This is a genomic window from Streptomyces sp. NPDC029139, from assembly GCF_055564335.1.
In genome coordinates, this window is record NZ_JBVHWN010000005.1 from 278,416 (window position 1) to 294,272 (window position 15,857).

14 protein-coding genes are annotated in these 15,857 nt (G+C 70.2%); 11 read left to right on the forward strand and 3 right to left on the reverse strand.

Annotated elements, in window-relative coordinates:
- Positions 1–176 precede the first annotated feature (176 nt).
- The 6 genes from ACZ4VW_RS15180 to ACZ4VW_RS15205 all read left to right on the forward strand — a co-directional run bounded on the left by ACZ4VW_RS15180 (position 177) and on the right by ACZ4VW_RS15205 (position 7,212).
- Positions 177–1,223: an ABC transporter substrate-binding protein gene (locus ACZ4VW_RS15180; protein ID WP_467962286.1), complete on the forward strand. Its 1,047-nt coding sequence runs from the start codon at positions 177–179 to the stop codon at positions 1,221–1,223.
- 4 nt (positions 1,224–1,227) lie between these two features.
- The gene (locus ACZ4VW_RS15185; protein WP_467962288.1) at positions 1,228–2,079 is read left to right on the forward strand and encodes a siderophore-interacting protein; all 852 of its coding nucleotides are present in this window, start codon (positions 1,228–1,230) and stop codon (positions 2,077–2,079) included.
- A gap of 127 nt (positions 2,080–2,206) precedes the next feature.
- Complete coding sequence (locus ACZ4VW_RS15190; RefSeq protein WP_467962290.1) at positions 2,207–3,646, forward strand: pyridoxal phosphate-dependent decarboxylase family protein; 1,440 nt, start codon at positions 2,207–2,209, stop codon at positions 3,644–3,646.
- Positions 3,633–4,916 carry a lysine N(6)-hydroxylase/L-ornithine N(5)-oxygenase family protein gene (locus tag ACZ4VW_RS15195; protein WP_467962292.1) on the forward strand — a complete coding sequence of 428 codons (1,284 nt, stop codon included), beginning with the start codon at positions 3,633–3,635 and terminating at the stop codon, positions 4,914–4,916. The genes ACZ4VW_RS15190 and ACZ4VW_RS15195 overlap by 14 nt, the downstream gene beginning before the upstream one ends.
- The gene (locus ACZ4VW_RS15200; protein ID WP_467962294.1) at positions 4,913–5,443 is read left to right on the forward strand and encodes a GNAT family N-acetyltransferase; all 531 of its coding nucleotides are present in this window, start codon (positions 4,913–4,915) and stop codon (positions 5,441–5,443) included. The genes ACZ4VW_RS15195 and ACZ4VW_RS15200 overlap by 4 nt, the downstream gene beginning before the upstream one ends.
- Positions 5,440–7,212 (forward strand): IucA/IucC family protein, encoded by a 1,773-nt coding sequence (locus tag ACZ4VW_RS15205; protein WP_467962296.1) that lies wholly within the window; start codon positions 5,440–5,442, stop codon positions 7,210–7,212. Before ACZ4VW_RS15200 ends, ACZ4VW_RS15205 begins: the two co-directional genes overlap by 4 nt.
- Positions 7,213–7,277: 65 nt before the next feature.
- On the opposite strand, the gene ACZ4VW_RS15210 is transcribed toward ACZ4VW_RS15205, so the two are convergent.
- On the reverse strand, positions 7,278–8,891 hold the full coding sequence (locus ACZ4VW_RS15210) for a beta-N-acetylhexosaminidase (protein WP_467962298.1): 1,614 nt from the start codon (positions 8,889–8,891) through the stop codon (positions 7,278–7,280).
- Positions 8,892–9,084: 193 nt separating this feature from the next.
- On the opposite strand from ACZ4VW_RS15210, the gene ACZ4VW_RS15215 reads away from it, so the two are divergent.
- Both ACZ4VW_RS15215 and glmS read left to right on the forward strand, forming a co-directional pair.
- Positions 9,085–9,360, forward strand: a complete 276-nt coding sequence (locus tag ACZ4VW_RS15215) for a hypothetical protein (RefSeq protein ID WP_128979109.1) — start codon at positions 9,085–9,087, stop codon at positions 9,358–9,360.
- Positions 9,361–9,393: 33 nt separating this feature from the next.
- Positions 9,394–11,211: a glutamine--fructose-6-phosphate transaminase (isomerizing) gene (glmS, locus tag ACZ4VW_RS15220; RefSeq protein WP_467962301.1), complete on the forward strand. Its 1,818-nt coding sequence runs from the start codon at positions 9,394–9,396 to the stop codon at positions 11,209–11,211.
- A 208-nt stretch (positions 11,212–11,419) separates the two neighbouring features.
- On the opposite strand, the gene ACZ4VW_RS15225 is transcribed toward glmS, so the two are convergent.
- Complete coding sequence (locus ACZ4VW_RS15225) at positions 11,420–11,986, reverse strand: GPR1/FUN34/YaaH family transporter (protein WP_467962303.1); 567 nt, start codon at positions 11,984–11,986, stop codon at positions 11,420–11,422.
- Between the two features lie 163 nt (positions 11,987–12,149).
- Positions 12,150–12,671 carry a universal stress protein gene (locus ACZ4VW_RS15230; RefSeq protein ID WP_467962305.1) on the reverse strand — a complete coding sequence of 174 codons (522 nt, stop codon included), beginning with the start codon at positions 12,669–12,671 and terminating at the stop codon, positions 12,150–12,152.
- 334 nt (positions 12,672–13,005) lie between these two features.
- On the opposite strand from ACZ4VW_RS15230, the gene ACZ4VW_RS15235 reads away from it, so the two are divergent.
- The 3 genes from ACZ4VW_RS15235 (at position 13,006) to orn (ending at position 15,766) form a co-directional block, all read left to right on the forward strand.
- Complete coding sequence (locus ACZ4VW_RS15235; protein ID WP_467962307.1) at positions 13,006–13,434, forward strand: hypothetical protein; 429 nt, start codon at positions 13,006–13,008, stop codon at positions 13,432–13,434.
- Positions 13,435–13,832: 398 nt separating this feature from the next.
- Positions 13,833–14,999: a helix-turn-helix domain-containing protein gene (locus tag ACZ4VW_RS15240; protein ID WP_467962309.1), complete on the forward strand. Its 1,167-nt coding sequence runs from the start codon at positions 13,833–13,835 to the stop codon at positions 14,997–14,999.
- 164 nt (positions 15,000–15,163) lie between these two features.
- Positions 15,164–15,766, forward strand: coding sequence for an oligoribonuclease (orn, locus tag ACZ4VW_RS15245; RefSeq protein WP_467962311.1), 603 nt, complete (start codon positions 15,164–15,166; stop codon positions 15,764–15,766).
- The last annotated feature ends 91 nt before the right edge of the window (positions 15,767–15,857 follow it).

The following is a 15,857-nucleotide window of genomic DNA, read 5'->3' on the forward strand; positions in this document are numbered from 1 at the left end:
CTGAGGAGCCCGCCACCGAAAAGCCCGTCACCCGGCCTGGGGTGACGGGCTTTTGCCTTGCCCGTGGCATGTGACATACGCCCCAGGGCCCCGCCTCTACTGATCCACCTGAGGTTAGGCTAACCTTCCCTCGACTTGCCCAGGCCGAACCCGGCACGTACGAAAGCGACCTCTCCATGCCCAGCAACGCCCGAGCCACTCATCTCACCCGTCGCGGTCTGCTCGCAGCCGGCGGCGCCCTCGGGCTGGGCGCCGCGCTCGCCGCCTGCGGCACCGAGACGAAGGGCGGCACCTCCTCCGGCGCCTCCGAGAAGGCCGGCCCGTGGAAGTTCACGGACGACCGCGGCACGGCCGTCGAGGCGAAGTCCACCCCGAAGAACATCGTCGCCTTCACCGGCATGGCCGCCGCCCTCAAGGACTTCGGCATCGAGGTCAAGGGCGTCTTCGGCCCGACCTACGTCGAGGACCCGAAGACCAAGGAGAAGAAGCCGGACGTCCAGGCCGGCGACCTCGACATCACCAAGGTCAAGGTCATCGGCAACGTCTGGGGCGAGTTCAAGATCGAGGAGTACCTCAAGCTCAACCCCGACCTCCTCATCACGGACATGTGGGAGAAGAACGACCTCTGGTACGTCCCGGCGGAGCAGAAGGACAAGATCCTCAAGGTCGCCCCGAGCGTCGCCCTGTGGGCCTCCGACAAGTCGATGCCGGCCGTGCTCCAGCGCCACGCCGACCTCGCCGCCTCGCTGGGCGCCGACGTGAAGACCAAGCAGATCCTCGCCGACAAGGCCCGGTTCGAGGCCGCCGCCGAGCGCGTCCGCCAGGCCGCCAAGGGCAAGAAGGACATCAAGGTCCTGATCGGCTCCGGCTCTCCCGACCTGTTCTACGTCTCCACCCCGGTCCGGCCGACGGACACGCTCTACTTCAAGGAGCTGGGCGTCAACCTGGTCGTTCCCACCAAGCTGGACCAGGGCGGCTGGTTCGAGGGGCTGAGCTGGGAGAACGTCGACAAGTACAAGGCCGACATCATCATGCTCGACAACCGCACCTCGGCCCTGCAGCCCGAGGCCCTGAAGGCCAAGCCGACCTGGGCCGCGCTGCCCGCCGTCAAGGCCGGTCAGGTCATCCCGCGCGTGACCGAGCCCATCTACTCCTACGCCAAGTGCGCCCCGCTCCTGGAGGACCTGGCGAAGGCTCTGGAGAACGCGAAGAAGGTGGCCTGACCCCATGACGAACGCCGAGACCGCCCCGTTCCAGTTCTTCTCCCTCCAGGTCGACCGGACGAGGCGGCTCGGCCCGTCGCTGGTCCGGGTCACGTTCACCGGAGAGGACCTGAAGACCTTCGCCTCCGGCGGACGCGACCAGTCGCTCTCCCTCTTCCTGCCGCACCCCGGCCAGGACGCCCCCGTCCTGCCGCCGCTGGACAACCCGGACATGTACGCGATCCTCGGCGCCTGGCGCGCGATGCCGGACGACGAGCGGGCCGTGATGCGCTCGTACACCGTCCGCGAGCAGCGCACGGAGCCGCGGAACGAGGTCGACATCGACTTCGCCCTCCATGAGGACGGCGGCCCGGCCTGCCGCTGGGCGCAGCACGCCGCGCCGGGTGACCGGGTCGTCGTGCTCGGTCCGGCGGTCGCCGCGAACACCGGTGTCCGCTTCCAGCTGCCGGACGGCGCCGACTCCGTGCTGATCTGGGCGGACGAGACGGCCCTGCCGGCCGCCTCGGCGATCCTGGAGTGGCTGCCGGCCGAGACCCGCGCCCACGTCTACCTCGAAGTCCCCTACTCCGGGGACCGCCAGGAGCTCGCGACGCAGGCCGACGCCACCGTCACCTGGCTCGTCCGGGAGGAGGGGGCGCCCTCCGCCGTGGACGCGGTGCGCGCCGCCGAGCTGCCGGGCCGGGACCCGTACGTCTGGATCGCGGGCGAGTCCGGTGCGGTGAAGGCGCTGCGACGGCACTTCGTCCGGGAGCGCGAACTCGACCGGCGGCGCGTCACGTTCGTCGGCTACTGGCGCAAGGGCCTGTCCGAGGACGCCCTGCGCGAGGTGCCGGACGAGACGCAGGAGGACGCGTAACCGCGTCGCTCCAACTCGCACGACGACCCTCCGTCCCCTCGTGGACGGGGGGTCGTTGCGTGTGAAACTTAGGTTAGGCTAACCTAAGTCAAACCGATCGAGCCCCGTTCCCGGGAGGACCCCCCACATGCGCTCGCACCTGCTCAACGACGCCACGGCGGAGAGCTACCGGCGCTCCGTCACCGAAGCAGTCGAGCGGGTGGCGGACAAACTCGCCGCGACGCGACGTCCGTTCACCGGTGTCACCCCGGCCGCGCTGGCGCCCACCGTCGACGCCGTCGACCTCGACAAGCCGCTCGGCGACTCCGCCGCGGCACTCGACGAGCTGGAGAGCGTCTACCTGCGTGACGCCGTCTACTTCCACCACCCCCGCTACCTGGGCCACCTCAACTGCCCGGTCGTGATCCCGGCGGTCGTCGGCGAGGCCGTCCTCTCGGCGGTCAACTCCTCCCTCGACACCTGGGACCAGAGCGCGGGCGGCACCCTCATCGAGCGCAAGCTCATCGACTGGACCACCGGCCGCATCGGCCTCGGCCCCGCCGCCGACGGCGTCTTCACCAGCGGAGGTACGCAGTCCAACCTGCAGGCCCTGCTCCTCGCCCGCGAGGAGGCCAAGACGAAGGACCTGGCGAAACTCCGCATCTTCTCCTCCGAGTGCAGCCACTTCAGCGTCCAGAAGTCGGCCACCCTCCTCGGCCTCGGCGCCGACGCCGTCATCTCCATCCCGGTCGACCGGACCAAGCGCATGCAGTCCGTCGTCCTCGCCGCCGAGCTGGAGGCCTGCCGCGCCGAGGGCCTGACCCCGATGGCGATCGTCGCCACCGCCGGCACCACCGACTTCGGTTCGATCGACCCGCTGCCCGAGATCGCCGCCCTCGCCGCCGAGTACGGCGCCTGGATGCACGTCGACGCCGCCTACGGCTGCGGACTCCTCGCCTCGCTCACCCGCCGCCACCTCCTGGACGGCATCGAGCGAGCCGACTCCGTCACCGTCGACTACCACAAGTCCTTCTTCCAGCCGGTGAGTTCCTCCGCCGTCCTGGTCCGCGACGGCGCCACCCTGCGCCACGCGACGTACCACGCGGACTACCTCAACCCGCGTCGCACGGTGGCGGAGCAGATTCCCAACCAGGTGGACAAGTCCCTGCAGACCACGCGCCGCTTCGACGCGCTCAAGCTGTGGATGACCCTGCGCGTGATGGGCGCCGACGGTGTCGGACAGCTCTTCGACGAGGTCTGCGACCTGGCCGCGGCCGGCTTCGAGCTGCTCGCCGCCGACCCCCGCTACGACGTGGTCGTCGAGCCGCAGCTGTCGACCCTCGTCTACCGCTACATCCCCCAGGCCGTCACCTCCCCCGCCGAGATCGACCGGGCCAACCTCTACGCCCGCAAGGCGCTCTTCGCCTCCGGCGAGGCCGTCGTCGCCGGCACCAAGGTCGACGGCCGCCAGTACCTGAAGTTCACCCTGCTCAACCCCGAGACCACCACGGCGGACATCACCGCCGTCCTCGATCTGATAGCCGGCCACGCCGAGCAGTACCTGGGAGAGACCCTTGTCCACGCCTGATACGACCGACACGTACGACTTCATCGGCATCGGGCTCGGTCCGTTCAACCTCGGCCTCGCCTGCCTGACCGAGCCCATCGACCAGCTGAACGGTCTCTTCCTGGAGTCCAAGCCGGACTTCGAGTGGCACTCCGGAATGTTCCTGGAGGGCGCGCACCTCCAGACCCCGTTCATGTCGGACCTGGTCACGATGGCCGACCCGACCTCCCCGTACTCCTTCCTCAACTACCTGAAGGAAAAGGGCCGGCTCTACTCGTTCTACATCCGCGAGAACTTCTATCCGCTGCGGACCGAGTACGACGACTACTGCCGCTGGGCCGCCGCCAAGCTGAGCAGCATCCGCTTCTCCACGACCGTCGCCTCCGTCTCGTACGACGAGGCCGCGGAGGTGTACGTGGTGGCGACCGAGGGTGGAGAAACGTTCCGCGCCCGCCGGATCGTGCTCGGCACCGGCACCCCGCCGTACGTCCCCGAGTCCTGCCAGGACCTCGGCGGCGACCTGATCCACAACTCGCGCTACCTCCAGAACAAAGAGGCGCTGCAGAAGAAGAAGTCGATCACCCTGGTCGGCAGCGGCCAGAGCGCGGCGGAGATCTACTACGACCTCCTGTCCGAGGTCGACGTCCACGGCTACCAGCTCAACTGGGTGACGCGCTCCCCCCGCTTCTTCCCGCTGGAGTACACCAAGCTCACGCTGGAGATGACCTCGCCGGAGTACGTGGACTACTTCCACGCGCTGCCCGAGCAGACCCGCTACCGCCTGGAGACCCAGCAGAAGGGCCTCTTCAAGGGCATCGACGGTGAGCTGATCGACGCCATCTTCGACCTGCTCTACCAGAAGAACCTGGCCGGCCCGGTCTCCACCCGGCTGCTCACCAACTCCGCGCTGCTCTCCGCCGCGTACGACGACACGAGCGGCTCGTACACGCTCGGCTTCCACCAGGAGGAGCAGCAGAAGGACTTCACGCTGGAGACCGAGGGCCTGATCCTCGCCACCGGCTACCGGTACGCCGTCCCCGCCTTCCTCGAGCCGGTCAGGGACCGCCTCAGGTGGGACGGACAGGGCCGCTTCGACGTGGCCCGCAACTACTCGATCGACACGACGGGCCGCGGCGTCTTCCTGCAGAACGCCGGCGTGCACACGCACTCCATCACCTCGCCCGACCTGGGCATGGGCGCGTACCGCAACGCGTACATCATCGGCCAGATGCTGGGCTCCGAGTACTACGCCGTCGAGAAGACCATCGCTTTCCAGGAGTTCGCCGTATGAGCATCCGCTTCCGCCCCCTCGATCCGCTCGCGGACGCCGAACTCATCCACCCCTGGGTCACGCACCCCAAGGCCGCCTTCTGGATGATGCAGGACGCGAAACTGGAGGACGTCGAGCGCGAGTACATGGCGTTCGCCGCCAACCCGCACCACCAGGCGTTCATCGGCCTCGTGGACGAGGTGCCCGCGATCCTCATGGAGCGCTACGACCCCACCCAGCTGGAGCTGGTCGGTCTCTACGACCCGCTCCCCGGCGACGTCGGCATGCACTTCCTCGTCGCGCCCACCGACACCCCCGTGCACGGTTTCACCCGCCAGGTCATCACCGCCGTGATGCACGAGCTGTTCGCCGACCCGGCGACCGAGCGGGTCGTCGTCGAGCCGGACGTCCGCAACACCGCCGTCCACGCCCTCAACGCGGCCGTCGGCTTCGTGCCCGAGCGCGAGATCCAGAAGCCGGAGAAGAAGGCCCTGCTGAGCTTCTGCACCCGCGCACAGTTCGAGACCGCCGTGGGAGCCACCGTATGAACCCCGTGGCGCACCTGACCCCGGCCCGCTGGGCCGACGCCAACCGCGCGCTGATCCGCAAGGGTCTCGCCGAGTTCGCCCACGAGCGGCTGCTCAACCCGCAGGAGCTGGGAGAGAGCCGTTACCGGGTCCTCAGCGACGACGGCGCGACCGAGTACCGCTTCACCGCCGACCGCTTCGCGCTGGACCACTGGCAGGTCCACCCCGAGTCGATCAGCTGCCACCGGGGCGAGGAGCGGCTCCCGCTGGACGCCCTGCGGTTCATCACCGAGCTGCGCGGCGCGCTCGGCCTGAGCGACGAGATCCTGCCGGTCTACCTGGAGGAGATCTCCTCCACCCTGGCCGGCACGGCCTACAAGTCGACCAAGCCTCAGGTCAGCTCCGCCGAGCTGGCGCGCGCGGACTTCCAGGCGATCGAGACCGGGATGACCGAGGGCCACCCGTGCTTCGTCGCCAACAACGGCCGGCTCGGCTTCGGCGTGGACGAGTACCGCGCGTACGCCCCCGAGGCCGCGAGCGAGATCCACCTGATCTGGCTGGCCGCGCGCCGGGACCGCACGACCTTCACGGCCGGTGCGGGCATCGAGTACGAGACGTTCATCCGCGCCGAGCTGGGCGACCGCGCGGTCGACGGCTTCGCGGCGACCCTCGCCGAGCGGGGCCTGGACCTGGCCGACTACCTGCTGATGCCGGCCCACCCCTGGCAGTGGTGGAACAAGCTGTCGGTCACCTTCGCCGCCGAGGTCGCCCAGGAGCGCCTGGTCTATCTGGGCGAGGGTGACGACGCCTACCTGGCCCAGCAGTCGATCCGTACCTTCTTCAACGCCTCCGACCCGTCCAAGCACTACGTCAAGACGGCGCTGTCGGTCCTCAACATGGGCTTCATGCGGGGCCTCTCGGCCGCGTACATGGAGGCCACGCCGGCGATCAACGACTGGCTGGCCCGGCTGATCGAGTCCGACTCCGTCTTCGCGGCGGCACGCTTCTCGATCATCCGCGAGCGGGCGGCGGTCGGCTACCGGCACTTGGAGTACGAGGCGGCCACCGACCGCTACTCCCCCTACCGCAAGATGCTCGCCGCGCTCTGGCGCGAGTCGCCGGTCCCGTCCCTCGCCCAGGGCGAGCGGCTGGCGACGATGGCCTCGCTGCTCCATGTCGACCACGCGGGCGCGTCGTTCGCCGGCGCGCTGGTCAAGAACTCGGGCCTGGCGCCGACGGAGTGGCTGCGCGGCTACCTGGACGCGTACCTGCTGCCGCTGCTGCACAGCTTCTACGCGTACGACCTGGTCTACATGCCGCACGGCGAGAACGTGATCCTGGTCCTCGACGAGCGGGGGGCGGTCGGCCGGGCGATCTTCAAGGACATCGCCGAGGAGATCTGCGTGATGGACCCGGCCGCGGTCCTGCCGCCGGCCGTGGAGCGGGTCCGGGCCGAGGTCCCCGAGGACATGAAGCTGCTGTCGATCTTCACGGACGTCTTCGACTGCTTCTTCCGCTTCCTCGCGGCGACGCTGGCGGCGGAGGGCGTGCTCGACGAGGACGACTTCTGGCGGGCGGTCGCGGAGTGCGTGCGCGACTACCAGGAGTCGAAGCCGGAGCTCGCCGAGAAGTTCGAGCGGTACGACATGTTCGCGGAGACCTTCGCGCTCTCCGCGCTCAACCGCCTCCAGCTGCGCAACAACAAGCAGATGGTGGACCTGGCGGACCCGTCGGCGGCGCTCCAGCTCGTCGGCGACCTGGTGAACCCGATCGCGCGCTTCGCGCGCTAGGAGACGCCCCTGAGACCGGCGCGGGTCCGGCGGAGTACGGTCCTCCGCCGGGCCCGCGCTTCGTTCTACTCAGCCGCGGGCCACGGGACCTGCGGCGAGCGGTAGTAGTCGATGCCGAGCGCCTCGAACCGCGGCCCCTGCTCCGCGAGCCGCGCCTTGTACCGCTCCCAGTCGTGCGTGGCCGCCGGGGACCAGCCGAGTTCGGCCACGCCCGGCAGGCGCGGGAAGGTCATCTGGTCGATGTGGGCGTCGGTGGAGATGGTCTCCGTCCACAGCGGCGCCTCGACGCCGCGTACGGCCGACTCCGGCGCGCCGGGCAGGTAGGCGGCCGGGTTCCAGTCGTAGGAGCGCTGCACCTCGACGTAGCCCGCCCAGGCCAGGCCGAGCTTGGTGTCCTTCGTGTACTTCATGTCGAGGTAGACCCGGTCCGCGGGCGAGAGGATCAGCCCGGTGCCGTTCCGCGCCGCCGCGGCGACCTGCTCCTTCTCCGCGGGGTTCGTGCGGTCGAGTCCCCAGTACTGCGCGAGGGCGCCCTTCGCCGGGGTCGCACCGGTCAGCTGGTGCCAGCCGATGACGGTCTTGCCGTACTTCGCGACGATCGGCTGGACCCGCTTCATGAAGGCGACGTACTCCACGTGCGGGGTGGAGTGCGCCTCGTCTCCGCCGATGTGGAGGTACTTTCCGGGGGTCAGCGCGGCGACCTCGCGGATGACGTCGTCCACGAAGTCGTACGTGATCTCCTTCGGGACGCACAGGGAGCTGAAGCCGACGTTGGTGCCGGTGTAGAGCGGCGGGGCCACGCCGTCGCAGTTCAGCTCGGCGTACGAGGCGAGGGCCGCGTTGGTGTGTCCGGGCAGGTCGATCTCGGGGACGACCTCCTGGTGGCGGGAGGCGGCGTAGCGGACGATCTCCTTGTAGTCGTCCTTGGTGTAGTGGCCGCCGGGCCCGCCGCCGACCTGGGTGGAGCCGCCGTAGGTGGCGAGCCGGGGCCAGGAGTCGATCGCGATGCGCCAGCCCTGGTCGTCGGAGAGGTGCAGATGCAGCTTGTTGATCTTGTAGAGCGCGAGCTGGTCGATGAAGCGCTTGACCTGGTCGACGGTGAAGAAGTGCCGGGAGACGTCGAGCATCGCCCCGCGGTAGGCGTAGCGCGGGGTGTCGGTGATGGTGCCGCCGGCGACCTGCCAGGGCCCGGGCTGGACGGTCTTCTTCTCGACGGCCGCCGGGAGCTGCTGGCGCAGCGTCTGCACGCCGCGGAAGAGTCCGGTGGGCCGATGGGCCGTCAGGGTGATGCCGAGGGGGCCGGACTGGAGCCGGTACCCCTCGTCGCCGAGGGCCTTCTCCCCGGAGAGGCGGAGCCGGATGCCGCCGCGGGCCGCGCGCTCGTCGAGGACGGGCAGCGGGTGGCCGGTGGAGGGGCGCAGGATCCCGGCGAGGTAGTCGGCGACGGCGCGGGACTCGCGGGAGTCCTCGTCGACGCGGATGGGCGTGGCGGCGGTGATCGTGTACGGCGCTCCGCCGGGCGCGACGGACGCGGGGGCGGGCACGATGTGGCCGAGCGGGCGGAGCGCGGTTTCGGCGGCGGGAACGGGCACGTGGGCGGCTCCGACACATGAGATGCCGGCCGCCGCCAGGAAGAGGAGGGTGCCGAGCACACGGGGAAGCGTTCTGCGCTGTCTCACAGACTTGGTCCCTTTCGACGGACTTCACGGCTGTGGATATGCGTATCCGAACAGTCACCATCCGTACCGTGGACCACTTGCATGGTCAAGGTGTAGACCAATTTCGCTCCGCAATACCGTGATCATGGAGGGCTCTGCCCGATTTCGGGCAGGATTCTTGCGAAGTCACCCGGGTACCCCTCAGTATTCACGGGTGCTCGAACGCCGCCCGTCGCATGACGACCTCATCGACCACCTGGTGCGCAGCACCGCGCTCCAGCGCGGTGAGGCCGCCCGGGTGATCCTCGACGTGCTGGCGTACTTCGACGAGTCGACCGAGGACTTCGTCCGCCGCCGCCACCGCGAGCTGCAGTCCGGCGGCGCGGTGAACGCCGAGATCTTCGAACGCATCGCGGCCGAACTGCCGCACCGCGCCGTGGCGCCCCCGGAGCTTTCGCTCCGGCAGCTGCGCCGCATCGTCTACGGCTGAGCACGCCCACTACCTTGGAGGGGTTACACCTTTATGTGCGGAATCGTCGGTTACATCGGAAAGCGTGACGTGGCCCCGCTGCTGCTGGAAGGTCTGCAGCGGCTGGAGTACCGGGGGTACGACTCCGCCGGCATCGTGATCACCAGCCCGAAGGCCGCCGGCCTGAAGATGGTCAAGGCCAAGGGCCGGGTCCGCGACCTGGAGGCTCGTGTCCCCAAGCGCTTCACCGGCACCACCGGCATCGCGCACACCCGCTGGGCCACCCACGGCGCCCCGAGCGACATCAACTCGCACCCGCACCTCGACCCCGAGAACAAGGTCGCGGTCGTCCACAACGGCATCGTCGACAACGCCCAGGAGCTCCGCGCCAAGCTGGAGGCCGACGGAGTCGTCTTCGCCTCCGAGACCGACACCGAGGTCATCACGCACCTCATCGCCCGCTCCCAGGCCACCACCCTGGAGGAGAAGGTCCGCGAGGCGCTCAAGGTCATCGACGGCACCTACGGGATCGCCGTCATGCACGCCGACTTCAGCGACCGCATCGTGGTGGCCCGCAACGGCTCCCCGGTCGTCCTCGGCATCGGCGAGAAGGAGATGTTCGTCGCCTCCGACGTCGCCGCCCTGATCGCCCACACCCGCCAGGTCGTGACCCTCGACGACGGCGAGATGGCCACCCTCAAGGCCGACGACTTCCGTACGTACACGACCTCGGGCGCCTCCACGACGGCCACCCCGGAGACCGTGGAGTGGGAGGCCGCCTCCTACGACATGGGCGGCCACGACACGTACATGCACAAGGAGATCTCCGAGCAGCCCGACGCGGTCGACCGCGTGCTGCGCGGCCGGATCGACGACCGCTTCTCCACCGTGCACCTCGGCGGCCTGAACCTGGACGCCCGCGAGGCCCGCACCATCCGCCGGATCAAGATCCTCGGCTGCGGCACCTCGTACCACGCCGGCCTCATCGGCGCCGGGCTCATCGAGTCCATGGCCCGCATCCCCGCCGACGCCGAGCCGGCCTCGGAGTTCCGCTACCGCAACCCGGTCGTGGACCCCGACACCCTCTACATCGCCGTCTCCCAGTCGGGTGAGACCTACGACGTGCTGGCCGCCGTCCAGGAGCTCAAGCGCAAGGGCGCCCGCGTCCTCGGCGTGGTCAACGTCGTCGGCTCGGCGATCGCCCGCGAGGCCGACGGCGGCGTGTACGTGCACGCCGGCCCCGAGGTCTGCGTCGTCTCCACCAAGTGCTTCACCAACACGGTCACCGCGTTCGCGCTGCTCGCCCTGCATCTCGGCCGCATCCGCGACCTGTCGGTGACCGACGGCAAGCGGATCATCGAGGGCCTGCGCAAGCTGCCCGCGCAGATCAGCGAGATCCTCGAGACCGAGGACGAGATCAAGAAGATCGCCGCGGAGTACGCGGGCGCCCAGTCGATGATGTTCATCGGCCGCGTGCGGGGCTACCCCGTCGCCCTGGAGGCCTCCCTGAAGCTCAAGGAGATCTCCTACATCCACGCCGAGGCGTACCCGGCCTCCGAGCTGAAGCACGGCCCGCTCGCGCTGATCGAGCCGGCCCTGCCGACGGTCGCGATCGTCCCCGACGACGACCTGCTGGAGAAGAACCGCGCCGCCCTGGAGGAGATCAAGGCCCGCAGCGGCCGCATCCTCGCCGTCGCGCACCAGCCGCAGGCGAAGGCCGACCACACCATCGTCGTGCCGAAGAACGAGGACGAGCTGGACCCGATCCTGATGGGCATCCCGCTCCAGCTCCTCGCGTACCACACGGCGCTCGCCATGGGCCGCGACATCGACAAGCCGCGCAACCTGGCCAAGTCCGTCACGGTCGAGTAGCAGCCCTCGGGGCCTGTCCCCCCGACGACTCGACCACGGCCGGGAAGCGGCCTGTCCCCGCCCCCGGCCGGACACACAGCGGTCCCTGTGCACATCACCCGTGCACAGGGACCGCTGCTTCTTCTCCCGGGGCTCGGCTCACCTCCGGGTCACCTGCCGCGCGCGTCGGCGGTCGACCGTGCTCCCCTTCGGTGCACTCGCCCCTGCCTCAGCCGGCGGCCGGGGCTCCCCTGCCCGCCCCGCTCCTCAGCGACATCGGCCAGTGGGCGACCGCCGCCGTCGCGCCGTACCAGGCCGCGAGGCCCGCGACCGCCGCGACCCAGCCGCCCGCCTTGGCCAGCCCGCCGTTGTCGGCGAGGGCGCCGATGCCGAGCAGCAGCAGCGCGACGAACAGCAGCCCGTACACACCCTGTCCGAACAACCCGCTGCCCGCGGCCGCCATGGTCAGCGTGAGCGCGAGCAGAGCCCACAGCAGCAGGAAGAGACCTGCCGCCTCGGCCGACGTGCCGCCGCCCGCCCCGGTCCCCCAGGTGAACCAGAAGGCGCCGAGCGCCGCATGGGCCGTGCCCGTACCGCCGTCGCCGGCGTGCAGGGCGAGCAGACCGACGAGGAAGAGCGCGACGCCACCGACCCAGGTGGCGAGGGCCGCGGCGTCGGAGGCCGCGACGTTGTCGATCACGCCGGTGCTGCCGATGCCGAAGGCCAGCAGGGTCAGTCCGAGCGCGAGGTGGCCGAGAGTGGAAGTGGTGTTTCCCGCGGCGACGTCTTTGTCCACGGCGGGCTCCCTTCAAGTGCGCAGTTGTGCTGCGTGAGCTGCTTGTTCCGGTGAATCTTTAAGTACCCTTCACAAGCGCACAAATCACCTGCCGGAGGCAGAATTTATCCTCAGGCCAAGGGAGTTGACGAAGCGTCGGAGAACCGGAGCGCCTGCCCGGCGCTCAGGGAATGACGATCACGGGACGCTGCGCGCGCTTCGCGAGGCGTCCGGCCACCGAGCCGAAGATCCGGCCGACGATGCCGTGGGTGGAGCCGACCACGATCGCGTCGGCCGAATACTCCCGGCCGACCTCCTCCAGCTCGTGACAGATGTCGCCGCCGCGCTCGACGAGGATCCAGGGGACCTCGGCGAGGTAGTCGGCGCAGGCGAGCTCCAGACCGAGCACCTCGGTGCGGTGGTCCGGCACGTCGACGAAAACCGGCGGCTCGCAGCCCGCCCAGACGGTGGTCGGCAGCCGGTTGGCGACGTGCACGATGATCAGGCCGGAGCCGGAGCGGCGGGCCATGCCGATGGCGTACGCGAGGGCCCGCTCACTGGAGGTCGAGCCGTCGAAGCCGACGACCACTCCGTGCCGGAAGGCGGGGTCGCAGGAGTGGCGTGGCTGTTCCACCGCAAGGGGGTCGACCGTGGAGTCGGCGACGCGCTTGCGGTCAGCGGGTTCGGAGGATTCGTGACCGGCCATCGGTGTCTCGGCGAAGGGGATCCTGGTGGAGAGGGAACGAGGAAGAACGTCGTACGGAACAACGGTCGGCGGTGGAGCTGTGTCCGGGAATCATCTTCCCAACCCCATACCCCCAAGGGTACGGCGACACTCCTCTCCTGCCCAGAGCCGTCATGACCGCACGAGGCGATCGCGCGGCGCCCCAGGGAGCATGCACGAGCCCGTCCCGATATGGCAATGCCGGTTGTGCCCTACAGGTGTCGGTACGGGGGCCGAACGGGCGCCCCTCGCAGTGACCGGAACGTTCCGCTCCTCGTTGCCCACAGGTCCAGTCACCGTCGCAGGGAGCCCGCCCGTGCCCGCACCATCGGCCGCCGCCACCTCCACCGCCACCCCCACCACCGTCGTCCCCTCCCCCTCGCCCTCCTCCGGACCGGCCCCCTCCGCCTCACCCGGCCGGCGTCGCCGTCAGGAGCCGTCGCGAAGGAGCGGAGCCACGACGGGCGCGGCGAGCGCGGCCGGCGAGGCGGGCGCGGCGAGCGCGGCGGCGGAGTCGGCGGGTGACGTCGTCCGCTGGGCGGTCTTCTGCTGTGTCCTCGTTCCGGTCGTCCTCGTGGTCTACGGCACCTCGCTCGGCGGGGCGGCCGGGACGGCGGTCGGGCTCGCGGCGGTGACGGCGGTGTGCCGGGTGCTGCTGCGCCGCGCGGAGCGCGGTCTGCGCGCCGAGGCCGCGCGGCCCCGGTCACGGCGCTCGCCGGGCGGGCGGAACGGCCGACGGAGCTGACGAACCCCCCCGTAGAGCTGACAGGTTCGCACACCCACACCCGTATGTTTTAAGCCAACTTCCACTCACCGGCGAGTCCTTGGCGGAACACCCCCTCAACCCCGGTGCCACCAGGCATGAAAGCCCCTGCGCGGGCGCTCGCACCCTACGGGGACGGGCCATGCGCGCACGGCGCACTTCCCTGCGCGGCCCGCGAGTGGAACGCTTCCTGATCGAATGCTTCGCGCCAAGTTGCCTTGTCGACAATGTGCCGGATGGAGAACTTGTCACGCCGGCGCCACGGAACACAGTAGATTCGATCATGGGTATCGAAGACTGGGGTCTCGTGCAAAACCGAGGGGAAACGTGCAGGAGCGACAGGACCAGGGAGACGCGAACACCGAGGGGGGCTTAGCGTCATGAGCCAGGACTCCGCCGCACCGGAGGCCGCACGGAAGCTTTCCGGGCGCCGCCGTCGCGAAGTCGTCGCGGTGCTGCTGTTCAGCGGCGGCCCCATCTTCGAGAGCTCCATCCCGCTCTCCGTGTTCGGAATCGACCGGCAGGACGCCGGAGTGCCCCGCTATCGGCTGCTCGTGTGCGCCGGCGAGGACGGCCCGCTGCGGACCACAGGGGGCCTCGAACTGACCGCGCCGTACGGCCTGGACGCGATCAGCCGGGCCGGCACCGTCGTCGTACCGGCCTGGCGGTCGATCACCTCGCCGCCACCGCCGGAGGCACTCGACGCGCTGCGCCGGGCACACGAAGAAGGGGCCAGGATCGTCGGGCTGTGCACCGGGGCGTTCGTCCTGGCCGCCGCCGGACTGCTGGACGGCCGGCCGGCGACGACGCACTGGATGTACGCGCCGACGCTCGCCAAGCGCTATCCGTCGGTCCACGTGGACCCGCGGGAGCTCTTCGTCGACGACGGGGACGTGCTGACGTCGGCCGGCACCGCGGCCGGCATCGATCTGTGTCTGCACATCGTGCGGACCGACCACGGCGCGGAGGCCGCGGGCGCCCTGGCGCGCCGCCTGGTCGTCCCGCCGCGGCGCACCGGCGGTCAGGAGCGCTATCTCGACAGGTCTTTACCGGAGGAGATCGGCGCCGACCCGCTCGCGGAGGTCGTCGCCTGGGCGCTGGAGCACCTTCACGAGCAGTTCGACGTGGAGACGCTCGCCGCCCGTGCGTACATGTCACGGCGTACGTTCGACCGCCGGTTCCGCTCGCTGACGGGGTCCGCCCCGCTCCAGTGGCTGATCACCCAGCGGGTGCTGCAGGCCCAGCGGCTGCTCGAGACCTCGGACTACTCCGTCGACGAGGTCGCGGGCCGCTGCGGCTTCCGCTCCCCCGTGGCGCTGCGCGGCCACTTCCGCAGGCAGCTCGGCTCCTCGCCGGCCGCCTACCGGGCGGCCTACCGGGCGCGGCGGCCGCAGGCCGAGACGGCGACGTCGGTGCTCGACCCGGTCGTGCCCTCGCAGGTCTCGGTCCCCCGGCGCCCCGGCGGACCGCTGGAGCCGGGTAAGCCGCCGTCCGACCTGTACGCCACCGGCCGCCCGGCCCTGCCGGGCCAGCGCAGCGCCCCCTAGGGGCAGACCGGACCGCAGACTGGACGCAGGCGGACCGCGGACCGGACCGCGCGCCACAAGTCGCGCAGCTGGAACCGACGGGCGCCGTGGGAGACCTCCCGCGGCGCCCGTCGGCGTCTCGCGCCCCGGGCCCAGTCCGCCGGGCACCCCCTAAGGTAGGGCGCATGAACGATCGCATGGTGTGGATCGACTGCGAGATGACCGGGCTCTCGCTGACGGACGACGCACTCATCGAGGTGGCCGCACTGGTCACCGACTCGGAACTGAACGTGCTCGGCGAAGGGGTGGACATCGTGATCCGCCCGCCGGACGCGTCCCTGGAGACCATGCCGGAGATCGTGCGCCAGATGCACACGGCCTCGGGCCTCCTCGACGCGCTGGCCGGGGGGACGACCCTCGCCGACGCCGAAGCCCAGGTACTCGCGTACGTGCGCGAACATGTCAAGGAGCCCCGCAAGGCCCCGCTGTGCGGGAACTCGGTCTCCACCGACCGCGGTTTCCTCGCCCGTGACATGCCGGCTCTGGAGAACCACCTGCACTACCGGATCGTCGATGTCTCCTCGGTCAAGGAGCTGGCCCGCCGCTGGTACCCGAGGGCGTACTTCAACAGTCCGGAGAAGAGCGGCAACCACCGGGCGCTCGCCGACATCCGCGAATCCATCGCCGAGCTGCGCTACTACCGCGAGGCGATCTTCGTCCCGCAGCCCGGACCGGACTCGGACACCGCGAAGCAGATCGCCGCGCGGCACGTGCTGCCGGCGGAGTGACGTCCCGCTCGGAATGACCTTCCGTTCGGAATGACGTCCCCGTCGGAATGACCTTCCGCTCGGAACACCTCCGGCTCGGAACACCTCCGGC